This window comes from Helicobacter hepaticus ATCC 51449 (assembly GCF_000007905.1).
GTDB classification, from domain to species: Bacteria; Campylobacterota; Campylobacteria; order Campylobacterales; family Helicobacteraceae; genus Helicobacter_C; species Helicobacter_C hepaticus.
Map to the genome: position 1 here is coordinate 63551 of NC_004917.1, position 18397 is coordinate 81947.

The 18397-nt window shown below is 36.2% G+C and carries 22 protein-coding genes; 8 read left to right on the forward strand and 14 right to left on the reverse strand.

The genetic code is table 11. The features are described from left to right. Positions 1-4 precede the first annotated feature (4 nt). The 6 genes from cybH to HH_RS00335 are packed head-to-tail and all read left to right on the forward strand — an operon-like array spanning position 5 to position 6034. Positions 5-769, forward strand: a complete 765-nt coding sequence (cybH, locus tag HH_RS00310; protein ID WP_011114901.1) for a Ni/Fe-hydrogenase, b-type cytochrome subunit — start codon at positions 5-7, stop codon at positions 767-769. A gap of 7 nt (positions 770-776) precedes the next feature. Continuing rightward, the gene (locus HH_RS00315) at positions 777-1316 is read left to right on the forward strand and encodes a HyaD/HybD family hydrogenase maturation endopeptidase (protein WP_011114902.1); all 540 of its coding nucleotides are present in this window, start codon (positions 777-779) and stop codon (positions 1314-1316) included. Continuing rightward, positions 1313-3106, forward strand: a complete 1794-nt coding sequence (locus HH_RS00320) for a hypothetical protein (RefSeq protein WP_011114903.1) — start codon at positions 1313-1315, stop codon at positions 3104-3106. The genes HH_RS00315 and HH_RS00320 overlap by 4 nt, the downstream gene beginning before the upstream one ends. A gap of 52 nt (positions 3107-3158) precedes the next feature. Then, positions 3159-3929 (forward strand): SIMPL domain-containing protein, encoded by a 771-nt coding sequence (locus HH_RS00325; protein ID WP_011114904.1) that lies wholly within the window; start codon positions 3159-3161, stop codon positions 3927-3929. 10 nt (positions 3930-3939) lie between these two features. Further along, a complete protein-coding gene (locus HH_RS00330) occupies positions 3940-5091 on the forward strand; it encodes a trans-sulfuration enzyme family protein (protein ID WP_011114905.1) in 1152 nt (383 codons plus the stop codon). A gap of 1 nt (position 5092) precedes the next feature. Beyond that, complete coding sequence (locus tag HH_RS00335) at positions 5093-6034, forward strand: cysteine synthase family protein (protein WP_011114906.1); 942 nt, start codon at positions 5093-5095, stop codon at positions 6032-6034. Here HH_RS00335 and HH_RS09090 read toward each other — a convergent pair. Continuing rightward, positions 6012-6791: a hypothetical protein gene (locus HH_RS09090; protein ID WP_011114907.1), complete on the reverse strand. Its 780-nt coding sequence runs from the start codon at positions 6789-6791 to the stop codon at positions 6012-6014. The two genes, HH_RS00335 and HH_RS09090, sit on opposite strands and share 23 nt — an antisense overlap. Beyond that, complete coding sequence (locus HH_RS09465; RefSeq protein ID WP_011114908.1) at positions 6785-6946, reverse strand: hypothetical protein; 162 nt, start codon at positions 6944-6946, stop codon at positions 6785-6787. Before HH_RS09465 ends, HH_RS09090 begins: the two co-directional genes overlap by 7 nt. A 95-nt stretch (positions 6947-7041) precedes the next feature. Between HH_RS09465 and HH_RS00345 the strand changes: the two genes are divergently transcribed. Together HH_RS00345 and HH_RS00350 are read left to right on the forward strand one after the other, a co-directional pair. After that, on the forward strand, positions 7042-7515 hold the full coding sequence (locus HH_RS00345; protein ID WP_011114909.1) for a hypothetical protein: 474 nt from the start codon (positions 7042-7044) through the stop codon (positions 7513-7515). A 196-nt stretch (positions 7516-7711) separates the two neighbouring features. Beyond that, a complete protein-coding gene (locus HH_RS00350; RefSeq protein ID WP_041308899.1) occupies positions 7712-8275 on the forward strand; it encodes a DUF2972 domain-containing protein in 564 nt (187 codons plus the stop codon). Positions 8276-8312: 37 nt separating this feature from the next. Here HH_RS00350 and HH_RS00355 read toward each other — a convergent pair whose 3' ends face one another. The 12 genes from HH_RS00355 to HH_RS00410 all read right to left on the reverse strand — a co-directional run bounded on the left by HH_RS00355 (position 8313) and on the right by HH_RS00410 (position 18338). After that, positions 8313-9221, reverse strand: coding sequence for a GT-D fold domain-containing glycosyltransferase (locus HH_RS00355; RefSeq protein ID WP_011114911.1), 909 nt, complete (start codon positions 9219-9221; stop codon positions 8313-8315). Beyond that, on the reverse strand, positions 9218-9694 hold the full coding sequence (locus HH_RS00360; RefSeq protein WP_011114912.1) for an alpha-1,2-fucosyltransferase: 477 nt from the start codon (positions 9692-9694) through the stop codon (positions 9218-9220). Before HH_RS00360 ends, HH_RS00355 begins: the two co-directional genes overlap by 4 nt. After that, positions 9664-10116, reverse strand: a complete 453-nt coding sequence (locus HH_RS00365; protein WP_011114913.1) for an alpha-1,2-fucosyltransferase — start codon at positions 10114-10116, stop codon at positions 9664-9666. The genes HH_RS00360 and HH_RS00365 overlap by 31 nt, the downstream gene beginning before the upstream one ends. Positions 10117-10132: 16 nt before the next feature. Next, on the reverse strand, positions 10133-11224 hold the full coding sequence (locus tag HH_RS00370; RefSeq protein ID WP_034368123.1) for a DegT/DnrJ/EryC1/StrS family aminotransferase: 1092 nt from the start codon (positions 11222-11224) through the stop codon (positions 10133-10135). Positions 11225-11250: 26 nt separating this feature from the next. Next, positions 11251-12213: an alpha-1,2-fucosyltransferase gene (locus HH_RS00375; RefSeq protein ID WP_011114915.1), complete on the reverse strand. Its 963-nt coding sequence runs from the start codon at positions 12211-12213 to the stop codon at positions 11251-11253. Positions 12214-12215: 2 nt separating this feature from the next. Beyond that, positions 12216-13304, reverse strand: a complete 1089-nt coding sequence (locus HH_RS00380) for a glycosyltransferase family 2 protein (RefSeq protein WP_011114916.1) — start codon at positions 13302-13304, stop codon at positions 12216-12218. 71 nt (positions 13305-13375) lie between these two features. Next, complete coding sequence (locus HH_RS00385; protein ID WP_011114917.1) at positions 13376-14008, reverse strand: class I SAM-dependent methyltransferase; 633 nt, start codon at positions 14006-14008, stop codon at positions 13376-13378. Further along, positions 14001-14726, reverse strand: coding sequence for an aspartate/glutamate racemase family protein (locus tag HH_RS00390; RefSeq protein ID WP_011114918.1), 726 nt, complete (start codon positions 14724-14726; stop codon positions 14001-14003). Before HH_RS00390 ends, HH_RS00385 begins: the two co-directional genes overlap by 8 nt. Before the next feature lie 120 nt (positions 14727-14846). After that, a complete protein-coding gene (locus HH_RS00395; protein ID WP_011114919.1) occupies positions 14847-15662 on the reverse strand; it encodes a class I SAM-dependent methyltransferase in 816 nt (271 codons plus the stop codon). Next, entirely contained in the window at positions 15659-16300 is a 642-nt protein-coding gene (locus HH_RS09660; protein ID WP_011114920.1) for an NTP transferase domain-containing protein, read from the reverse strand. The genes HH_RS00395 and HH_RS09660 overlap by 4 nt, the downstream gene beginning before the upstream one ends. Beyond that, the gene (locus HH_RS09665; RefSeq protein ID WP_011114921.1) at positions 16273-16872 is read right to left on the reverse strand and encodes an HAD-IB family phosphatase; all 600 of its coding nucleotides are present in this window, start codon (positions 16870-16872) and stop codon (positions 16273-16275) included. The genes HH_RS09660 and HH_RS09665 overlap by 28 nt, the downstream gene beginning before the upstream one ends. Next, on the reverse strand, positions 16869-18338 hold the full coding sequence (locus HH_RS00410; protein WP_011114922.1) for a hypothetical protein: 1470 nt from the start codon (positions 18336-18338) through the stop codon (positions 16869-16871). Before HH_RS00410 ends, HH_RS09665 begins: the two co-directional genes overlap by 4 nt. Positions 18339-18397 lie beyond the last annotated feature (59 nt).

Sequence of the window (18397 nt, forward strand, 5' to 3'; positions counted from 1 at the left end):
CGATATGAATACAAATAAAATTGAAATGTTTAAAAAAGAGCTTCATATGCACGAAGAGTTTTCTGGGCTCACGCGCATATTTCACTGGCTAAGAGCACTATGTATCTTTACGCTCATTGCTACAGGATTCTATATCGCTTATCCTTTTATTATGTCAAATCCCGATACGACACAAGCTACTTTGCAAGGAAGTATACAAGGGCAAGTTGTTATTGAACAAAGTATGGGTGCGGTAAGCACTTCTTACTTGCAAGGTTATATCAGAAGCGTGCATTTGATTATGGGTTTTGTGCTTATTGCCATCTCATTTTTTAGAATCTATCTTTTTTTCTTTGACAAAAAATCTTTGCCTGAAAGAATCTCGCTTAACCAAGCGCTACAACCTAAAATATGGATAGCCCAAATTAAAACCTATATGTTTATAGGCAATCACCCTCATATTGATGGAACTTACAATCCTATACAATTTGTAACCTATTTATGCCTTGGCATACTCGTATTCCTTATATCTCTCACGGGAGTTGTGCTTTATTATAATGTTTATAATAATGGACTTGGAGCAATTTTAGAATTTTGCTTTAAATGGGTAGAGGTGCTTTGTGGAGGATTATCAAGTGTGCGGAATCTGCATCATATTTTTACTTGGGCGATTATCATCTTTATTCCAGTGCATATTTATTTTGCAGTATGGAATTCAATTAAATACCCAAATGGTGGTGTAGATGCTATTGTAAGCGGTATACGCTACACTGATGAAGTAAAAGTTTAAGGCTTGTATGAAAATTTTAGTGCTTGGCATTGGTAATATCCTCTTTGGTGATGAGGGTATTGGGGTGCATTTAGCCAACTTTCTTAAACTCAATTATCGCTTTAGCGGGGAAAATGAGGTAGAGTTTGTCGATGGTGGCACACTTGCTTCTATGCTCATTCCCCTGATTACTTCTTATGATAAGGTTCTTATTCTTGATTGCGTAGATGTCAATAATGCCAACATTGGTGAGGTATATTATTTTGATTTTGATAATGTGCCAAATATTATCACTTGGGCAGGAAGCGCACACGAAGTAGAGATGCTTCAAACATTACGTCTTACCGCAATTAATGGTGATTTACCCCCTGTTAAAATTATTGGCATCATTCCTGAAGTCATTGGCGAAGATACAGCTTTTACTCTCTCGCAACCTGTAAAAGAAGGTGCAAAGATTATGGAAAAGCTTGCTCTAGAATTTTTAGAAGAAAATGGTATCCACGCACAAAAAGTTGACAATAGAGATTTACAAGAAGTCGCTAATGGTTCTTTTAGAGGCTATGAATGATTTATGATTTTAGATTCTATAATAAAAATCAAGATGAAAGCTTTTTTCTCTTTCTCCTTGCTTCAAAAGCTCAAGTCCTTAACTTAGAAGCATTTTTTTATACATACGCAGAACATACACATTGTTTAATCCCCAACATACCAGCCTTAAGAGAATCTTATACGCAAATTTGTCCAAATCAGCCTATTCCTTCTTTGTTTGATTGTCCATACGAAAGCAAAGCCTACGCCCAACTTATTTTACAATTTGCCAATGAGATTTCACTTGAACTCCCACTCTCATTGTATTTTTGCTTTCGCGAATTACATACAATCGCGCCACCAACACCATTTTATACAACTCTTTGCAAAGAATCTCTTCGCCAATCTCTTCCTCACGCATTCCCTGAATTACCTCTGCATATACAAAATTCATTTCAAGATTCGCACACTATTCTCACACAATTTCATACACCCAAAACATATTATTATACCGCCTTAGAGACAAAAGAGATTCTTAATCCCTCAAGTGATATGTTCGCACTTCTTAATCCGCCTAATTCCTATGCACACAAACCGCTTATTTCTCCAGATAAAACATATTTTATACACATTGTAAATATGCTTAAGGAAAAACAAAGTGTGCCTTTTTGCACACAACGAGGCTTGCAGATTCTCTCTCTTTCTCCCACTCCCCATACACACACAACTATACTTTGTGATATTGCCTCAATTAAAACTTACTTTCGCACACATCAAGCCCATATTGATACGCTTGCAAGTTTTGAAAAACCTCTTACACATCTTGTGCCAAAGGAAGTATTCCAAGAACACTTCCCTATTGATGAGTGTGGCTTAGTATTAATTGGACTTCCCTATGATATGCCTCTAGCCCTCATTAGTGCATTACTTTTGCAAGATGATATCGGATACTTTTTTCTCTCTTATGATATGCAACACACTTATCCAGCGCCTTTTGATTTTTGCCATTCTCAAGCATTCAATGCACAAACTCTCACTATCTCGCATAATGGCATACTCATTGATACACATATTGCACAGCAATATACTTTAGAATCTCTCATTAACGCACATCTTCACACATATACACAAACTGATATTTCTACACCCTCTGAAGATTCCCTCCCTCAATCTCATCTCATCATCTACCTTAGCACAACTCACCCAAGCGCATTTCTTATTAAAGATCAAAAATCAAAAATCCTTCTTGATATTGCCTTTGAATGTAATCCTCATCTTATACTCCAAAACATTATTCAATCGTATGAAAACGGAGATGAACTCATTAAAAGCTTTGGGGCACATTCTCCACAGCTTTTAAAACGTATCTTTGCCTTGCCCGAAACATCACAGCTTTCACATAATCTTACTGATATATTTGGTGTTATTTCATTTATACTTGGCTTTAGCTCCACTTATGACACTCCAACTGATAAAAATGCACTTTTTTATCGTGCCTATCGTTTTGTTCGCGAAAGAGGACCGCGCATTGATTATAAACTTTTACGCAAAGATAATACAATTTCACTTGATTACAATCGTATTGTCCGCTCTTGCATAAGCTTTAAATGCGCAGATATGGAAGATGAGATTCTTGCTTATGGCGTGCTTGATTCTCTAAGTGAATTTCTTGCTACCCTCGTGCGTGATACCAAAACAAATCTTGCTATTGATAATGTTCTCTTGCTTGGCGATATGCTAGGCAATAGTATATTTCTTGATAAACTCTTAGGTTACCTCCCCAAAGATATTCATTTAATTTTGCCCCAAGATGGTATGCTAGATTACTAACAAGTTACCCAAAATAGCTATAATCCACACTTATTTTATACAAGGAGTGATTATGAAAGCTTTATCTTTTGCCTCAATATTAGGGATTGTAGGATTTACCCTTATGATAAGTGCGTGCAGTGATGAAAAAAACGCATTTAACACCAATGAATGCCCCAAAGATGCACTTTGTTTGTATAAAAATGTCTCATTTTCACAAAATATTATGCCTAATGCTTATAAAGCAAGTATTCGCATTACAGAAAGTGATACTTTGCGTAAAGGTGGTGAGATAGAATCTGCAACCAAAAAAGATATTGCCAATACGCTCAATGACATTATTACGCTTAGTAAGCGAAAAGGATTCTGTGAAGGCGGCAATCACGATTTACGTCCAAATATTCAATATAAAGATGGAGCAGCACGTGATACCGTTGGCTACACACTTAGCTTTAGTCTTGAATGCGATGTGCCAAGTAAGCAAAAAAAAGATTATGATGCCTTTATTGCTGATATTGATAAAAAAATCAATAAAAATAAATATCTTAGCTTCCTTGCTCCTAATGTTAATATCATTGCTACTCCTCAAGCTTGGCAAGAAGCTCAAGATAAAACCTTTGGTGGCGCGCTTAAGCTTGCTAAAGAAAGTGCGCAAGAATATTCCAAGATTCTTGATAAGAAATGCACCCTTGTAAGTGCTGATGCTATTAATAATACTCTCGCACCACGCGAATTTGCTAAAGTAAGCAATATGAGTGCTTCTTCTGATGTAAGCTGGGAACTGCCCTCACCCAAAGAGCAAGAAATCACAGCAAAAATTCAAGTCAAATATATTTGTAAATAAAGGATATTGTATGAAAAGCACGCTTGATACATTGCTGATACACGGGGGAGCAACCACAGACCCACGAACAGGTGCAGTTAATATCCCTATCTATCAAACTTCTACCTATGCCCAAAGTGCGCTCGGAGAACATTTAGGATATGAATACTCACGCACTAAGAATCCAACGCGAGATGGCATTGAGAGCCTTATTGCCCAATGTGAGGGTGGAAAATTTGGCTTCGCTTTTGCTTCGGGTATGGCAGCTATTGGCACGATTTTAAGTCTCTTTCAAAGTGGAGATTGCATTATCATTTCAAATAATGTCTATGGTGGCACTTTTAGAATCTTAGATAAAGTTTTTTCACATTTTAATATTAGCTATAAAATTGTTGATACACGTGATTTGAAAGCATTAGAATCTGCTATTACGCCTGAAGTCAAAGCTGTGCTTATTGAAACTCCAGCAAATCCGCTTCTAAGTGTTACGCCTTTAGAGCAGGTTGCTATACTTGCGAAAAAAAAAGGTATTTTAAGCATTGTAGATAATACCTTTATGACGCCTTATTTACAAAAACCTTTAGAGCTTGGCATTGATATCGTGATGCATTCAGCAACAAAATATCTTGGAGGACATAGCGACCTTATAGCAGGACTCGTAGTTGTAAATGATTCTGCACTTGCAGAACGTATCGGCTTTTTACAAAATAGTATTGGGGGAGTGTTAGCACCTTTTGATAGCTTTTTGCTTATTCGCGGTATGAAAACACTCGGGGTGCGTCTCCAGCGCCATTGTGAAAATGCTCTCTTTTTAGCACAAGCACTTAGCGAGCATAGTGGGGTTGAAAAGGTATATTATCCCGGACTTAAAAGTGATGAAGGCTATCAAATACAAAACTCACAGGCTCGTAGCGGTGGAGGAATGCTAAGTTTTGAACTCAAAAAAAATTATGATTATAGAATCTTTTTTAAATCCACGCAAACAATCGTTTTAGCCGAAAGTTTAGGAGGTGTAGAATCCTTGCTTTGCCACCCTGCATCTATGACTCATGCTTCAATCCCCAAAGATGTGCGTGAGCGTATGGGTATAAGCGAACATCTTATCCGCCTTTCTGTTGGTATTGAATATGCACAAGATTTACTTGATGATTTAAATCAAGCCATTAAAAAAGCAAAGGTATAGTATGCTCTATCGTTCAAGTCTTGAACTTATAGGGCATACACCACTTTTAGAACTTACTCATTTGAATATTGCAAACAATAACCGCATTTTTGCAAAGCTAGAATTCTATAATCCTGCAGGAGGAATAAAAGACAGGGTAGCTCTTTACATCTGCCAAAAGCTTAAGGAAAAGGGTCTTTTACATAAAGATTCTGTTATTATTGAAGCTACTGCGGGGAATACAGGACTTGGTATCGCCTTTGTGGCACAACATTTTGGGTGCAAAGCTATTCTTATCGTACCTGATAAATTCTCTATTGAAAAACAGATTCTAATGCGCGCACTTGGCGCACAAGTCATCAATACGCCCAAAGAAAAAGGAATGCAAGGTGCTATGGACAGAGCACAAGAAATGTTATCTTGCACACCTTATGCTTTAAGTCTTAATCAATTTGAGAATCTTGATAATCCACAAGCACATTATCTTACTACAGCTAAAGAAATTTATGATGATATGGCAAAAGTGCAAGCAAATAGTGAAAATGGCTCTGACGCACTCATTGATTATCTTGTATGTGGTGCTGGGAGCGGAGGGAGCTTTAGCGGTATAGTTGGTTATCTTAAAAAGCAAGATTCTCGCATAAAAGGTGTGCTATGCGACCCTGTAGGCTCTATTATCGGCGGTGGTGAAGAGGGTTGTGCAAATATTGAAGGTATTGGTAATAACTTTATCCCTCATACAATGGATATTTCACTCATTGATAGTGTGCAAAAAATCACAGATGAGGAAGCTTATGAGGGTGTAAGAATGCTAGCTAAAAATGAGGGAATCTTAGCAGGCATATCTTCTGGAGCGTGTTTGATAGCTTGTCTAAAACTCGCTAATGAAGTGCAAAATAGCCTGATTGTAACACTTTTTGCAGATGACTTAAGCCGTTATTTTAGTCGCAATTTAATTGATTAATATTTACCCTTTCCCTCAGCATAGGATAAGATTCTAAGAGAGTATGCAAGACTTTATCATTTATTCCACCTTTTGCATTCTCTAGCCACAATGCTCCACATTTTGTATAATCTACATAACTCATAAATTCTGTATAGTTTTCCTCTACGACATTGATTTTTGTCTCCTTGAGCAATGCCATAGCCCAAAACCAAATATCATCTTGATGAGGTGCGAGATGTAAAAACTTCTGCTCATCTAAAACATCTTTATATAAACAATGCGGAGGATAGAGAACTCCACCTACACCTGTAAAGAAATTTAAGAATGAAGGTGAAGTTTGAATATGAGATATGCAAGATTCCCATTGCATATAAGATAATAAACTACCACTCTCATCAAAGGAGATTCTATGTGCTCTATGGCAATGGATATATTGTGGATTCTCCACATAAGCATTATAGAGTTTGCTTAACCAATCTTTAGGATAAATCACATCATCATCACAAGTTACAATAATTGCATTAAGATAATCTTGCAAAGTTGGAATGAGCTTTTTATAAGATTTGATATTTTTTTCACACCATTTTATCTCCAAGCCGTGATTTGTAAAGTCAAGCACACTTGAAGGTAAATCTTGTTCTTTATTTGGAAATTCTTCTTTAGAGAGCCAAAGGATAAGTTTATGAGGTTTAAGCGTTTGTGTCAAAAGCGAATAAAGCGTGTAATGTAAAGTGGGGATTCTTAAGGGATAAGAAGTGAGTGAAGCAACTAGCAAGTTTCCTCCACACTACTAAGTGCGTTACGCACATATTCTATTTCATTTTGAGATAATTGCAATGGATAATGCTTAGGATTTGCACTTTGTTTATCTGCTTCTATCTTTTTGGCATTTTTTGACTTTTTAAGCTTTGCTTTTAACTGCCTAAACATTCCCACTCCTTTAACTTTAGCCAACCAAATCATAAACTATTCTCCCTTAATTTTTAGATATAATTTAAGCTTATTTTGCACTTAAAGGATTCTCAATGCACAAACCAAAAAGTAAAACCTTAACCCTTATCAAAGAACAAGGCATTTTTGTAGGTATTCAATATATGTTTCTCAAAAAGTTTGCGAAATTCATAGCACCCATTTTGTTTAGGCTAAATCGCCCAATTCCACACAACTATCAATTTTACTTTATCACCTACCACGCCACAGGACATAATGCGATGTTGCAATTTTTGCAAAACTGCAACATTTCGCTAAATGTAGAGTTCAAAGAAAGTGGATTTGAACGATACAAGAAAAATTATATGAGATTAAGCACAAATCCAACCTATGCAGCCCTTGCGCTGTGCGAATATAATTTTAAAGACTTTGCCAAATATACCCACACTCTTAATGCCAAAGTGCCAGCTTTGATTTTAGTGCGCGACCCAATTTCTATTCTTAAATCTATCATTAATTTTGTTACGCACCCACAAGAGCATATAAAAATAATGGGGGGGGGGGCATAATAAACTTTTTGACTATCTACAATATAACGCTTACAATCCCCAAACTAAAGAATCTTACAATGCAAACTCTCCTTGCCTTGATAAAATAGAATCTTATATTACTGGGTGGCAAAACCAAAATGAGTTCCAATCTTGCTTTATCCTCAATGAATTGCTTACATCTCTGCCGCATATTACGCAAAAGCATTATGTAGATATGAGTGAAATTACTAAAGACAAAGCTTTTGAAACAATGAGGGATTTAAGCCATATCTTTGGCTTTGAAAAACCTAAAGAGGCAGATAGGCATCTCTTTGAAGAGCAAGCATATGCACATTTATATTTCCTTTTTCCCTTACACCTTTGCCTCCCGATACAAGATTGCACAATCACTCTTACTCTTACAAAATGGGCAAAAGACATAGACATCACAAATAAAATTATGCCGCTCTCCTATCAAAACAATCCCGATTTAGAAAATTGCAAGGTCTATGTCAAAACGTATAAAGAAGAGCAAATCATTCAAACGCATTTTGCACAAATCCAAAGCGAACTTATAGCGACACTAGAGACACTTTTAGCCATTGTGAAATGCAAAAAATCAGCCGCATTAAGTGAAAAAGATGTGTTGGCATATTTTGCTACACACCCACAAGTGGCAAGGGAATTCAAAGCAATTTGTGATAAGGACTTGCAAGATTTAAAGCGTGAGAGAGCAGACATTATAGAATCTTGGCAACATTATCAAGCCTTTGAAACCTTGTGTGAGAAGTTGTTTTGAAATTGCTCATTTTGGGGCAATCTTGTGCAACATATATTTACTCATCAGGGGCAAAAAATTGCGCTACACCTTGCAAATCCATTTTCACATTGCGTTTATACGCATCATAATCCTTAATACTATGCCCAATATCAAGCACACGATAGCCAAGCTTAAACATCTCATAGCCCAAAGCTTTTCCCGCAGGTCCTAGAGCAAAGATAAGCACATAGTCTTTGCTAAAATGTAGAATCTGCTCTTTAAGTGCAGCAATGCCTTTATAGGCGTGTTTAGTCGCTCCATAGATATAAGAAATCTCTTTAACTCCCTCAAAAATGCTATATTGCACATTCGCCAATACTTTATCCCCGCAAATTACCACAATTTTTTTATCTACAAAAAGTTGCTTAAGTAGCGCATAATGCCGCTCAAAATCATAGTCTTTATATCCAGCATAGACTTGACTCATTTCTGTCGCACCATATTCTTTGTGTGGCACAAGATACTTCTTAATGGTATGATAATTATCTGTGAGCCAAGTATATTTAAACTCTGGAACACGATTATTACAAGGTAAGTGAAAATAGGCATAGCCCAAACCAATGAGGAGATTCTCATCTTGTGAGGTAATAGCTTCTTGCAAAGTTTGAGCAAGATATTTATCATATTCTTGAAAGGGTATGCTTTTACCCTCCATAATATCGTATTCACCATCGCCAAAGCGGATAAAGCTTTTTTGAGATTGTAATAAAATTTCCAAAGTCTCAAAGCTATCTTTCACAATAGGCGGTGTGATTTTATCAAAGTCATTTTTGATTTCATCGCGCAACATATCTGCAAAATGAAGAAAATAGGTTGGAGTGGGAGTAAAGGTAAGCAAACTTGATAATTTATTATCCATTTCTTTGAGGTTATACCTCGCTAAATATCTAATGTTTCTAACAAAAGTTTTAAGAGAGTATTTCATAATACCACCTCTTTGGCTGCTTCTATCTTAATCCAATTTTCACAAATAATTTCATCAGTGCCAAGTAGCCAAGGCGTTGGAGCGATGATGATTTTATGGGGATTGTTGATAAGGTAGGCTGCCCACCACGAATAAGTGCTATTTGCCACTATGCCATTTTGGCAATGCGCCATAAGGATTAAATCTTCATAATGATTATTTTCATCAATCTCTTGCGTAGTCATATCCACAAAAGGATAACCCAAATCAAGATTTTGCGCAAACTCTCTATCCGCACAGAAAAGAAAAAATTGAGGATTGTTTATTTTACTTACAATAGTAGCCACTGCCTTTTTATGATAGCTCACATCTATTTGACACGAATGCGTGAGACAATCACCGCGTCTGATATGGATAAAAACGCTATTTTTAGCTTGGAGAATCTGTTCTAATTTATGTTTATTTATTTCGCTTTTAATGGGGGGGGGGGGCATAATATCTTCTTTATATGAGAAGAAATGCCTTTAAAATAAAGTGGATTTTGAAACCAACCATAAAAATATGTAAAAGAATTTGGCTTTAAATACTCTGTTATGTATTTATCATAAGTAGCACAACTATTCGTAGCTCTAGGATAGCCTATGCGCTTTAGAATACTTCTTATTATTTTAGGTTTGCTTTCAAAATACCTGATTTTTTCCTTAGCATAGGCGATTTGTTCTTGTGTCGCATAAGGCAAATCAATATTGAAAATATCTAAACTAAAGGGAATAGAGTGCTTTTTCCCCTCTACTTCAAACCAAGTTTTATCAAGCAAAATGGGCATTTGCAAATGATGCTCTAAACTCTTAGCAAAGGCATATTGAAACATTTGATTGCCTAAGCCACAGGTAAGTTCTACGATTTTATATTGCATTTTATCTCCTTAGATTCTATTCTTTAAACGCATTCACAGCATCTATCACTATGCCTACTTGCTCATCGCTCATCACAGGACTTATAGGCAAGGATAGCACTTCTTTGTGAATACGCTCGGTAATGGGCAGATTCAAATGATTATATTGCTTGTAAGCCTGCTGCTTGTGCGGTGGGATAGGATAATGGATAAGCGTTTGGATTCCACTCTGACTCAAATGCTCTTGCAAACGCGCGCGATTTTTCGTGCGCACGACAAAGAGATGCCACACCGCCCCCTCCTCGCTTTGAACCTGCGGGAGGATAATACGCTCGTTTTGAATCTGCTCTCTATAAACTCTCGCAATCTCTTGTCGCCGCTTATTATCCTCATCAAGGATTTTAAGTTTGAGGCGCAAAAATGCCGCTTGGACTTCATCAAGCCTAGAATTTAGCCCTGCATAGAGGTTTTCATATTTGATATGTGAGCCATAATTCCCTAATGCGCGGATTCTCTGTGCCAAAGCTTCATCATTTGTAACCACACAGCCACCATCGCCTAATGCACCTAAATTCTTACCCGGAAAAAATGAGAATCCACTTACATCGCCCAAACTCCCTACTCTCTTGCCTTGATAGATTGCGCCGTGCGCTTGTGCGGAATCTTCTATGATTTTTAAATCATATTTTTGTGCTAAATCCCAAACTTTCTGCATTTCCACCGCCTGTCCATACAAATGCACGACAAGAATTGCTTTAGTTTTTGGTGTGATACGCTCCTCAATCAAATCCACATCAATATTATAAGTCTTTAAGCTTGGCTCTACAAGCACAGGTGTGCAGCCATTATCAGTGATTGCCAAAATGGAAGCGATATAGGTATTTGCAGGGACGATAATCTCATCACCCACGCCAAATCCAAATGCTTTAATGCTAAGTCGCAAAGCGTCTAAACCATTTGCACAACCTACACAATAATTTGTCCCACAATACGCGCTAAACTCACGCTCAAAGGCTTTGCCTTGCTCGCCCAAAACATACCAACCACTCTCTAGCACTTCGCAAAAAGCAGATTCCATCTCTGCACTCAATCTTTGATTTATCGCTTTGACATCAAGAAAGGGAACCATTTGCAAACCTTTTTATCCTAAACTTTTCAAGCACTTGCATTATCTTTCTCCTTATATAAGCGCGAATTAAGCGGCGCATTTCTTTTGAGCTGGGAGACAAGTGGGGGGGGGGCAGAACATACTAAAGGTGGGTGTTGCACACTCTCTCCCCAATTCACGCACATTACATTTTCTACCTCTTTAAAAATATTACGATAGCGAGGTGTAATCAAAAGCGGATTGTGAGGGGAAAGAACCTTCGCAAACTCTCCCATACTACCCTGTGAGCCGATGATATTTCGACACCGACTTAAAAGATACAAATCCAAATAGCCCTGACTTGGGTTATTCACATCGCAGATTCTATAAGTTTTACCCTTAAGCAGTGGGACAATCTGCTCTTTGACAAAAGCTAAATCATCACTGAAGAGATAAAAGCTACTTTGTGGGTGCAAAAGGCACATTAGCTCTATGCTTTTGGCAAAATACTCATTGCTCGTAGGATTACCATAAACAATATGAGGCTGGGATAAATCCCCTCGCCTGATATGCACCCCACAAGGAGAGGGAGAAGATTCTATCTCTTGGAGCAATGCGGCAAAAGGTGTATGAGAATCTTGAGCTTCTTTTGGCGCAAAAGATTGAGCAAAGAATGGAGCATACAGATAATGAAATATCCTGCCCTTGTAACCATAGCAATATAAAGGGGGTGCATAATCTATTACTCTATCATTATCAATCAAGTATTTTGATTTATATCTCTCAATCTCTTCTTCATTTGCAATCTCAATATGTAATGCAGGAAAAGCTTTAGAAATATCCCAAGTGATGTCATAGACTTTATCATATCCATTACTTGGATTCCAAAATCCCTTAGCCCCCTCTGCAAACCAGCTTAAATCATATTTGACTTTTGCACCCTTTTGTTCAAAGGCTAAGCCAAGTGCTACAAAGGCTATTTGACTTGCTATTCCACCATCTGGATGTAGAATCACTAAATCATCTTTCATTATTATCCTTTTATCATCAATGCAATTAAAAGTATGCAAAGCACAAGAGATAGAGCAAGGGTAGCATTAAAGGCTCTTTTGTATTTCTTATATTTAAGATAAATTTTAGTATGTGCTTCATCAAGAGATTCTATAAGCTTCAAATAATCCTTAAACTCAAAGTTATGGAGTTCTTTTAACTTCTGCGCACCCTCTTTGCTTGCATAAGATTCCATAATTTGATGATAACCCCACATTCTATTTAACTCTATGGGCGAGAGAAGTGCGACTCTCCCTAAGAAATACTCCAAAATTGACGCATTGGGGGTAATATTGAGCGTTTTAATTTCCCTAGCAAAAACACTTTTGCATAATTCCTCCGCTCCAGCGATATTTTTAAACTCTAAAAAAGTATCCATTAGTTTAGATTTCTCCATATTTTCGCGTTTAAATGTATTTCCGTTGAGTGCGCTAATATTGTTCGTGCGTTCGTCAAAACGATAGAGCACAAGAATTTCATCAAGAAGCACGACCCCCCCCCGTAGAAGTAATTTTATGTGCATTTGCACATCTTGGTAGTTACACATTGCCCTATCTAATGGATAGAGAATCTCTGCAAAATCTGACTTTCTTAGAGCCATACCCGGTGAAGTCAAACAATTTCCTTTCATAAAAAGATGATGTAAAAGCTCGTATCTGCTTCTTCGTGCTACCTCAAGGATTTCTAACTTTTGATTATCCTTATCTATTTTCATTAGCTGTGGATAAATCGCTTTTGCATTAGGATTTTGTTCTAAGCTTTGGTGCAAGATTTCTAGCGCATTTGGCTCTAGCATATCATCAGTAGCTAAAAATACGAGATATTCTCCGCTTGCATTTTCAAAGGCAGTATTTAAACTTGCATTAATACCTTGATTATAAGGGTGTTGGACTAGCTTTATGCGCGTATCTTTGCACTTTAAAATCTCCTGCACATTTCTATCAGTGGAGCAATCATCTACGATGATACATTCAAAATCACTAAAACTCTGCGCTAGAATGGATTGTATAAAGAATCCAACAAACTTCTCGTGATTAAAACTCGGGGCTAAAATAGAGATTTTAGGAGACATTAAGGCTCTTTCCTTTTAATTTGTAAATAAAGGAGGAATTATACAGAAAATTGATGAATTGCTCTATATTTTTAAACACAAGAAGCTACAATCGCATAAAAATGTGTATTATCCCAGCGATTTGCTTCGGGCGGATAAATATCACACACTTCTACGATTCTATGTCCTAAAGAAATCAAAATCTCTTTTTCCCTCTCTATCCACCGATATTGTGAGTAATAATCTCTCTTTTGCTCCTGTGAATAGCCAGAAATATTGATTGTCTCATTAATGCCAAATTGATTTTTGATGATAAAAATCCCTTGAGGCTTTAAAAATTGCTGATATTTTTTATACAAAACTTGCACTTCTTCCTCATTCACATAGTGCATAATCCCAAATGCACTTATAATGTCAAACTTCTCTTTTGTATCAAAATCAAACAAATCTTCATTGTAAATTGTAATTTTTTGCTCTTTTGCAATAAACTTTGTAAATTCTTTAAATTTATCTACACAAACAATTTTATCTACATAAGGATAAATTTTATTTACAATCAGCCCACTGCCCGAACCCAAATCCAAAATATGTGATTTCTCATTAGCATATTTTAAAATAAACTTTGCATCAATATCTGAAAAATCCGTGTTATTTGCAAGTTTTACAGAATTTTGATTTGCTCCTTTGCTCAAAGCCTTAAAAAAATCTAATGCCTTTTCATTCATTCAACACCTCTTTTAAAATTAAATCTTTTAGCACTTCTAGGCTATCTATATTTTCTTTTTCGTAATAATCTACACGAATATCTGTGCAACCAAGTAGGATTATATCCCCCCCCCCGAGTAAATGCTCACATACTTGCTTAAAGATATTTTTAGGACGCGCTTTAGAATCCATAGTATCAAAACGATGAGCATTTTTGATATTACAAATCCCTTGCGTAACTTTTTTTTGAAACTCTGCATTCGGATAGATGATTTTCACTTCTGGACAGATTTTCTCAAAATATCTTTCATATACTCTGCCTTTTAAACAACCATCACTTGCGACTAAACCAACAGATTTTGCCCCGCTTTGCTTTACCTTTAGCACTGCAGATTCTATTAAGTTAAGCATTTTTACTTGTGGAAGTGCTGCTTTAATAGTTTCAAAGCTATAATGCGCAGTATTACAACACATACAGAGTGTTTGTGCACCAAAATTTTGCAATCTTTTGGCTATGTCTATATAATCTTTAGTAAAATCCTCTCCCTTACCCTCTAAATACATACTGCGGGAGGGAGCTTGGGTCGCTTGAAAAGTAAGGATTTGAGGGTGATGTGCGTCCCTAAAAGCTCCTTTTTGGGTAAGCTCTATTTCAAGAAGCTCATTGAGTTTATTTGTAGCAGCTACTCCTGCTCCACCGATGATTCCAACTATTTTTGATTTTTCAACTGCTTCCATTGTCTCATTTCCTCTTGGGTAAGTGGAATCTTATATTGTGCGAGATTTGTGATGATTTGAGCAACATTTGGGTGGGTAAAAGCTCTCCACCTTAGATTTGCAAGGCTTTGATTTCATTGCTTACTCCTTTTGTAAGATACACATATAAGATTCTACTGCTCTTTGAGTGTTCGCAATCTCTTGTGTAACGGTATGTATAATTTTCTCCTGCACGATTTTAAACCCTAACTTTTCAAAAAGTGCTAAATATTTCGCGCGACTTCGCGCCACCATCCAATAATTCCCATTTGCATAGTAATAAAAATCTTCCGCGCTAGAGTTGGTATTATCTTTATAAATCATAAGCCCCCCCCCCCGCAAAGCAGTATAGAGTTTGGATAGAATATTCTCGCACTTTTCCCATTCTAAAATACAAGTTAAAACCCCCATAAAAGAAATACAATCATAAGTTTGTTCTATTTTTAGAGTGCTTACATCACCTTGATTGAAAGTAATGTTTGAAATATGGGCAAAATCTTTTTGATTAATTTCCCTTGCACCCTCTATCAAGGCAGGAGAATAATCATACGCCATAATTTTTTTGACAAAAGGAGCAAATATAAACGTCCATTCTCCATTTGCACAACCCATATCTAGTAGAGTATCACTCTTTTGGAGCTTAGGAATAAAGCTAGATTCTATAAATGTTTTTTGCTCTTCAAATCTCGCAGGTAACACACTTTTAAGATTCCAAAATTTGCTTGTTAAATAAAACAAAGGAGTTTTCTCGGAATTTTGCGAAATCACTGCACAGATGGCTTCATAAGAAGTGCTAAAAACACCTCTATTATTATTCCATAGCTGCAAATCTTTAGCATATTCTTGTGGAATCACTAGTTTAAAAGGTTTAGTAAAATATCTTTTGATTTTATTCTTGAGTTTTTTTAAAAAATTCATTCTCTCCTCCATTGTTTTAAGATTTTAAGTGCGTTTTGATAATCATCATAAGTGTCTATATCCACTGCACGGATTTTAATCCCTCTAAGCGGTAGATAAGTCTCTAGCTGATTATAGACATTACCTGAAGTGAATTTTACATTTTCTCTTTTAATGCAACAAGGTCCTGTCCATTCATAATCACCATTTTGACGAGAGAAAGATTCCACTTCTCCCGCACTATTGACGCTTACAAACACCGGCTCACTTGAGCTTATATCTGTATAAGCTATCCATTCTCCACTTTGGTTTAAAAGCATTGCCATATCTTGGGGATTAACGAGTAAATCTCCATCATACTCCATTACATAAGTATTTGCATCCCTTGCTCCTAGATAAAAACTCGCTCCCGTTTTGGTATCAAAATAATTATGATTATAAACAAAAATCGCATCTTTCCTATATTTCAAAACTTCCTCAATCACCAAAGACGCTTGAAATCCTACAACAATGCGCACATCTTCTACATCTTTAAAAAGCTCTAATTGCCAAGCAATCAAGGATTTACCATCAATGTTTATTAAGGCTTTTGTAGAATTAAGCCCCAGCCTAGAACCAATCCCCGCACAACTTATAACAACTGATAAAGCAGTCTGCATAATGCCTCCTCGCTAAAGATTGCATAGTCCGCAACAGATAAAACACCCGGTGATGGTTTATGCGTGATACCAGAGGCTATGGAAATATCTGCTAACCTCATCGCTTCTACATCATTATTCCCATCACCTATAAAAATCACTTTTTGCCCTTGTGCTTGAAACTGCTTGACAATGGATTCTTTTTTGAGAATGTGGGTGAGTTTTAAGACATTATTATCCTGCAAAATGCTACTAGAGCTAAAAGTCTCACAACCAACCTTTGCTACAAGTTTGTCAATCCAGCATTCTAAATTCCCTGTAGCTATACAACATTGACGTTTATATTCCTTTATAAACGCATTTAAATGCTCATATATTTCTATTTGCTCAAGCAAATCTGCAATTTTATCCACAGGCAATTTACCCAAAATATTCACACGAGAGATAAAAGATTCCATAAAAGGAATATTTCCTGCGATTGTCTCTTGCGTGAGATTATCTATTTCTGCTTGGACATTAAAGAATTTTGCTATTTTGGGCAAGGTTTCTTCTTTGGTAATTGTTCCATCTAAATCAAAGATAAATCGTTTCATTCCCTATACTCCTGCAAGAAAGATTTCAACTCCCTAACACACATTTGTGCAACATTGGGATAATTGATTTTGATATATTCTTTGGCAAAAGTAAGACGAGATTGCTTCATAGAATCTTGTTCTTGTAATACAACAGAATCTATAAAATTTATAATGTCCTTTTCACTAGAGACAAGGTAGATATGTTTGCATATTTCTTTGCCAAAAGGCGTAAATTCTCGCTCAATCGTATCTTGAGATTCTATAATAAAGGCTTCAGGTTTATCAGTGTAGAGCCATTCTGCCATAAATCCGGCACAATCGTGGATTAGTGCGGAAGAAGTAGCAAAACTCTCGAAATAATCCCCACCCTCTTGGTAAATCATATTGGGGATTTGTGCGATTTGTTGGAGATAATTTTCCACAAAGAGTTCGCTATTCCCCCCCCCTCGCTCATAAATCTTAAATCTTATGAGGTGCGTAAATAAAAGAGGGTGTGGACGAAAAATAAAATCAATTTGAGGATAAAGCTTAGGGAGTTTTAAGAAAAATTCGCTTAGGCGCATAAAATTGGAGAGATATAAAGGAAAATCCTCTAAGGTTAAAGTATGATGAGGAGCGATGATGATTTGCTTTCTCTCCTTATTACTTTCTTGCCCTTGTGCTAAGAATTTTGCTAAAGAATCTAACTTTGGATAACCTATGAGTTTGAGATTCTTAACTTTTGCTATTTGATGAGTTTTAATCAATTCACAATTATTTTGATTTTCTACATAAATATTCCACAATAAACTATATTCCAAAGTAGCATAAACACCTAAAGTATAATTTAAATACCCTGTATAACCATAAGGCATATAAATACTTAAAGCAAATTGTGATAAATAAAATATCGTATAAAATTTATACACCATAGAATCATAAGGATTATCAAAATACGCTATATCCAAAGTAGAGCTAAAATCAATAAAATCTTTTTTTGTCTCATCATAAGAATGTAAAATCTTATCTTTATACTCTGGGTAAGATTCACAAAGACTTTTATAAGTCTTTGTCATTTCTCTAAACATTCTCTCTTCTCCTCTTGAAGTATCAGGTATTACAAGCACAAAAGGTTCAAATGTGCAATCTTTAAGCATTTGCTCAAAGATTGCTCGGGCAGAAAATACACAATCAGAGATGATTAAAAACCCTACTCTAACAGGTTTTCCCTCTTTGGAGGCAGATTGAATCCTTTGCAAAATAGTCTTATAGTTATTTTGTGTTTGTTCTATGAATTCTAATTTTTCTTGATTGCCTCTTTTACGCAAAATAGGCAATATAAAAAAGAGGCGATAATCTACACGATTATCTTTAAAACGCTTAAGCAATAAAGGAAATTTAAAGAAAAAAAGAGGGAGATAAATTTTTGTTCTTAAATTGCCCTTATACATATCATTTTTGATATAAAGACATCGTCTTATTGTAGCTTTTATACCTTTGTTCATACCCCCCCCTCCTATTTACAAAATACACAATATGGTATTTAAGAACAAAAAATGAAATG

Bases quoted from the DNA above. Each gene is read 5' to 3' on its own strand.
- cybH (WP_011114901.1), top strand. From the start codon at position 5: ATGAATACAAATAAAATTGAAATGTTTAAAAAAGAGCTTCATATGCAC.
- HH_RS00315 (WP_011114902.1), top strand. From the start codon at position 777: ATGAAAATTTTAGTGCTTGGCATTGGTAATATCCTCTTTGGTGATGAG.
- HH_RS00320 (WP_011114903.1), top strand. From the start codon at position 1,313: ATGATTTATGATTTTAGATTCTATAATAAAAATCAAGATGAAAGCTTT.
- HH_RS00325 (WP_011114904.1), top strand. From the start codon at position 3,159: ATGAAAGCTTTATCTTTTGCCTCAATATTAGGGATTGTAGGATTTACC.
- HH_RS00330 (WP_011114905.1), top strand. From the start codon at position 3,940: ATGAAAAGCACGCTTGATACATTGCTGATACACGGGGGAGCAACCACA.
- HH_RS00335 (WP_011114906.1), top strand. From the start codon at position 5,093: ATGCTCTATCGTTCAAGTCTTGAACTTATAGGGCATACACCACTTTTA.
- HH_RS09465 (WP_011114908.1), bottom strand. From the start codon at position 6,946: ATGTTTAGGCAGTTAAAAGCAAAGCTTAAAAAGTCAAAAAATGCCAAA.
- HH_RS00345 (WP_011114909.1), top strand. From the start codon at position 7,042: ATGCACAAACCAAAAAGTAAAACCTTAACCCTTATCAAAGAACAAGGC.
- HH_RS00350 (WP_041308899.1), top strand. From the start codon at position 7,712: ATGAGTGAAATTACTAAAGACAAAGCTTTTGAAACAATGAGGGATTTA.
- HH_RS00355 (WP_011114911.1), bottom strand. From the start codon at position 9,221: ATGAAATACTCTCTTAAAACTTTTGTTAGAAACATTAGATATTTAGCG.
- HH_RS00360 (WP_011114912.1), bottom strand. From the start codon at position 9,694: ATGCCCCCCCCCCCCATTAAAAGCGAAATAAATAAACATAAATTAGAA.
- HH_RS00365 (WP_011114913.1), bottom strand. From the start codon at position 10,116: ATGCAATATAAAATCGTAGAACTTACCTGTGGCTTAGGCAATCAAATG.
- HH_RS00370 (WP_034368123.1), bottom strand. From the start codon at position 11,224: ATGGTTCCCTTTCTTGATGTCAAAGCGATAAATCAAAGATTGAGTGCA.
- HH_RS00375 (WP_011114915.1), bottom strand. From the start codon at position 12,213: ATGAAAGATGATTTAGTGATTCTACATCCAGATGGTGGAATAGCAAGT.
- HH_RS00380 (WP_011114916.1), bottom strand. From the start codon at position 13,304: ATGTCTCCTAAAATCTCTATTTTAGCCCCGAGTTTTAATCACGAGAAG.
- HH_RS00385 (WP_011114917.1), bottom strand. From the start codon at position 14,008: ATGAATGAAAAGGCATTAGATTTTTTTAAGGCTTTGAGCAAAGGAGCA.
- HH_RS00390 (WP_011114918.1), bottom strand. From the start codon at position 14,726: ATGGAAGCAGTTGAAAAATCAAAAATAGTTGGAATCATCGGTGGAGCA.
- HH_RS00395 (WP_011114919.1), bottom strand. From the start codon at position 15,662: ATGAATTTTTTAAAAAAACTCAAGAATAAAATCAAAAGATATTTTACT.
- HH_RS09660 (WP_011114920.1), bottom strand. From the start codon at position 16,300: ATGCAGACTGCTTTATCAGTTGTTATAAGTTGTGCGGGGATTGGTTCT.
- HH_RS09665 (WP_011114921.1), bottom strand. From the start codon at position 16,872: ATGAAACGATTTATCTTTGATTTAGATGGAACAATTACCAAAGAAGAA.
- HH_RS00410 (WP_011114922.1), bottom strand. From the start codon at position 18,338: ATGAACAAAGGTATAAAAGCTACAATAAGACGATGTCTTTATATCAAA.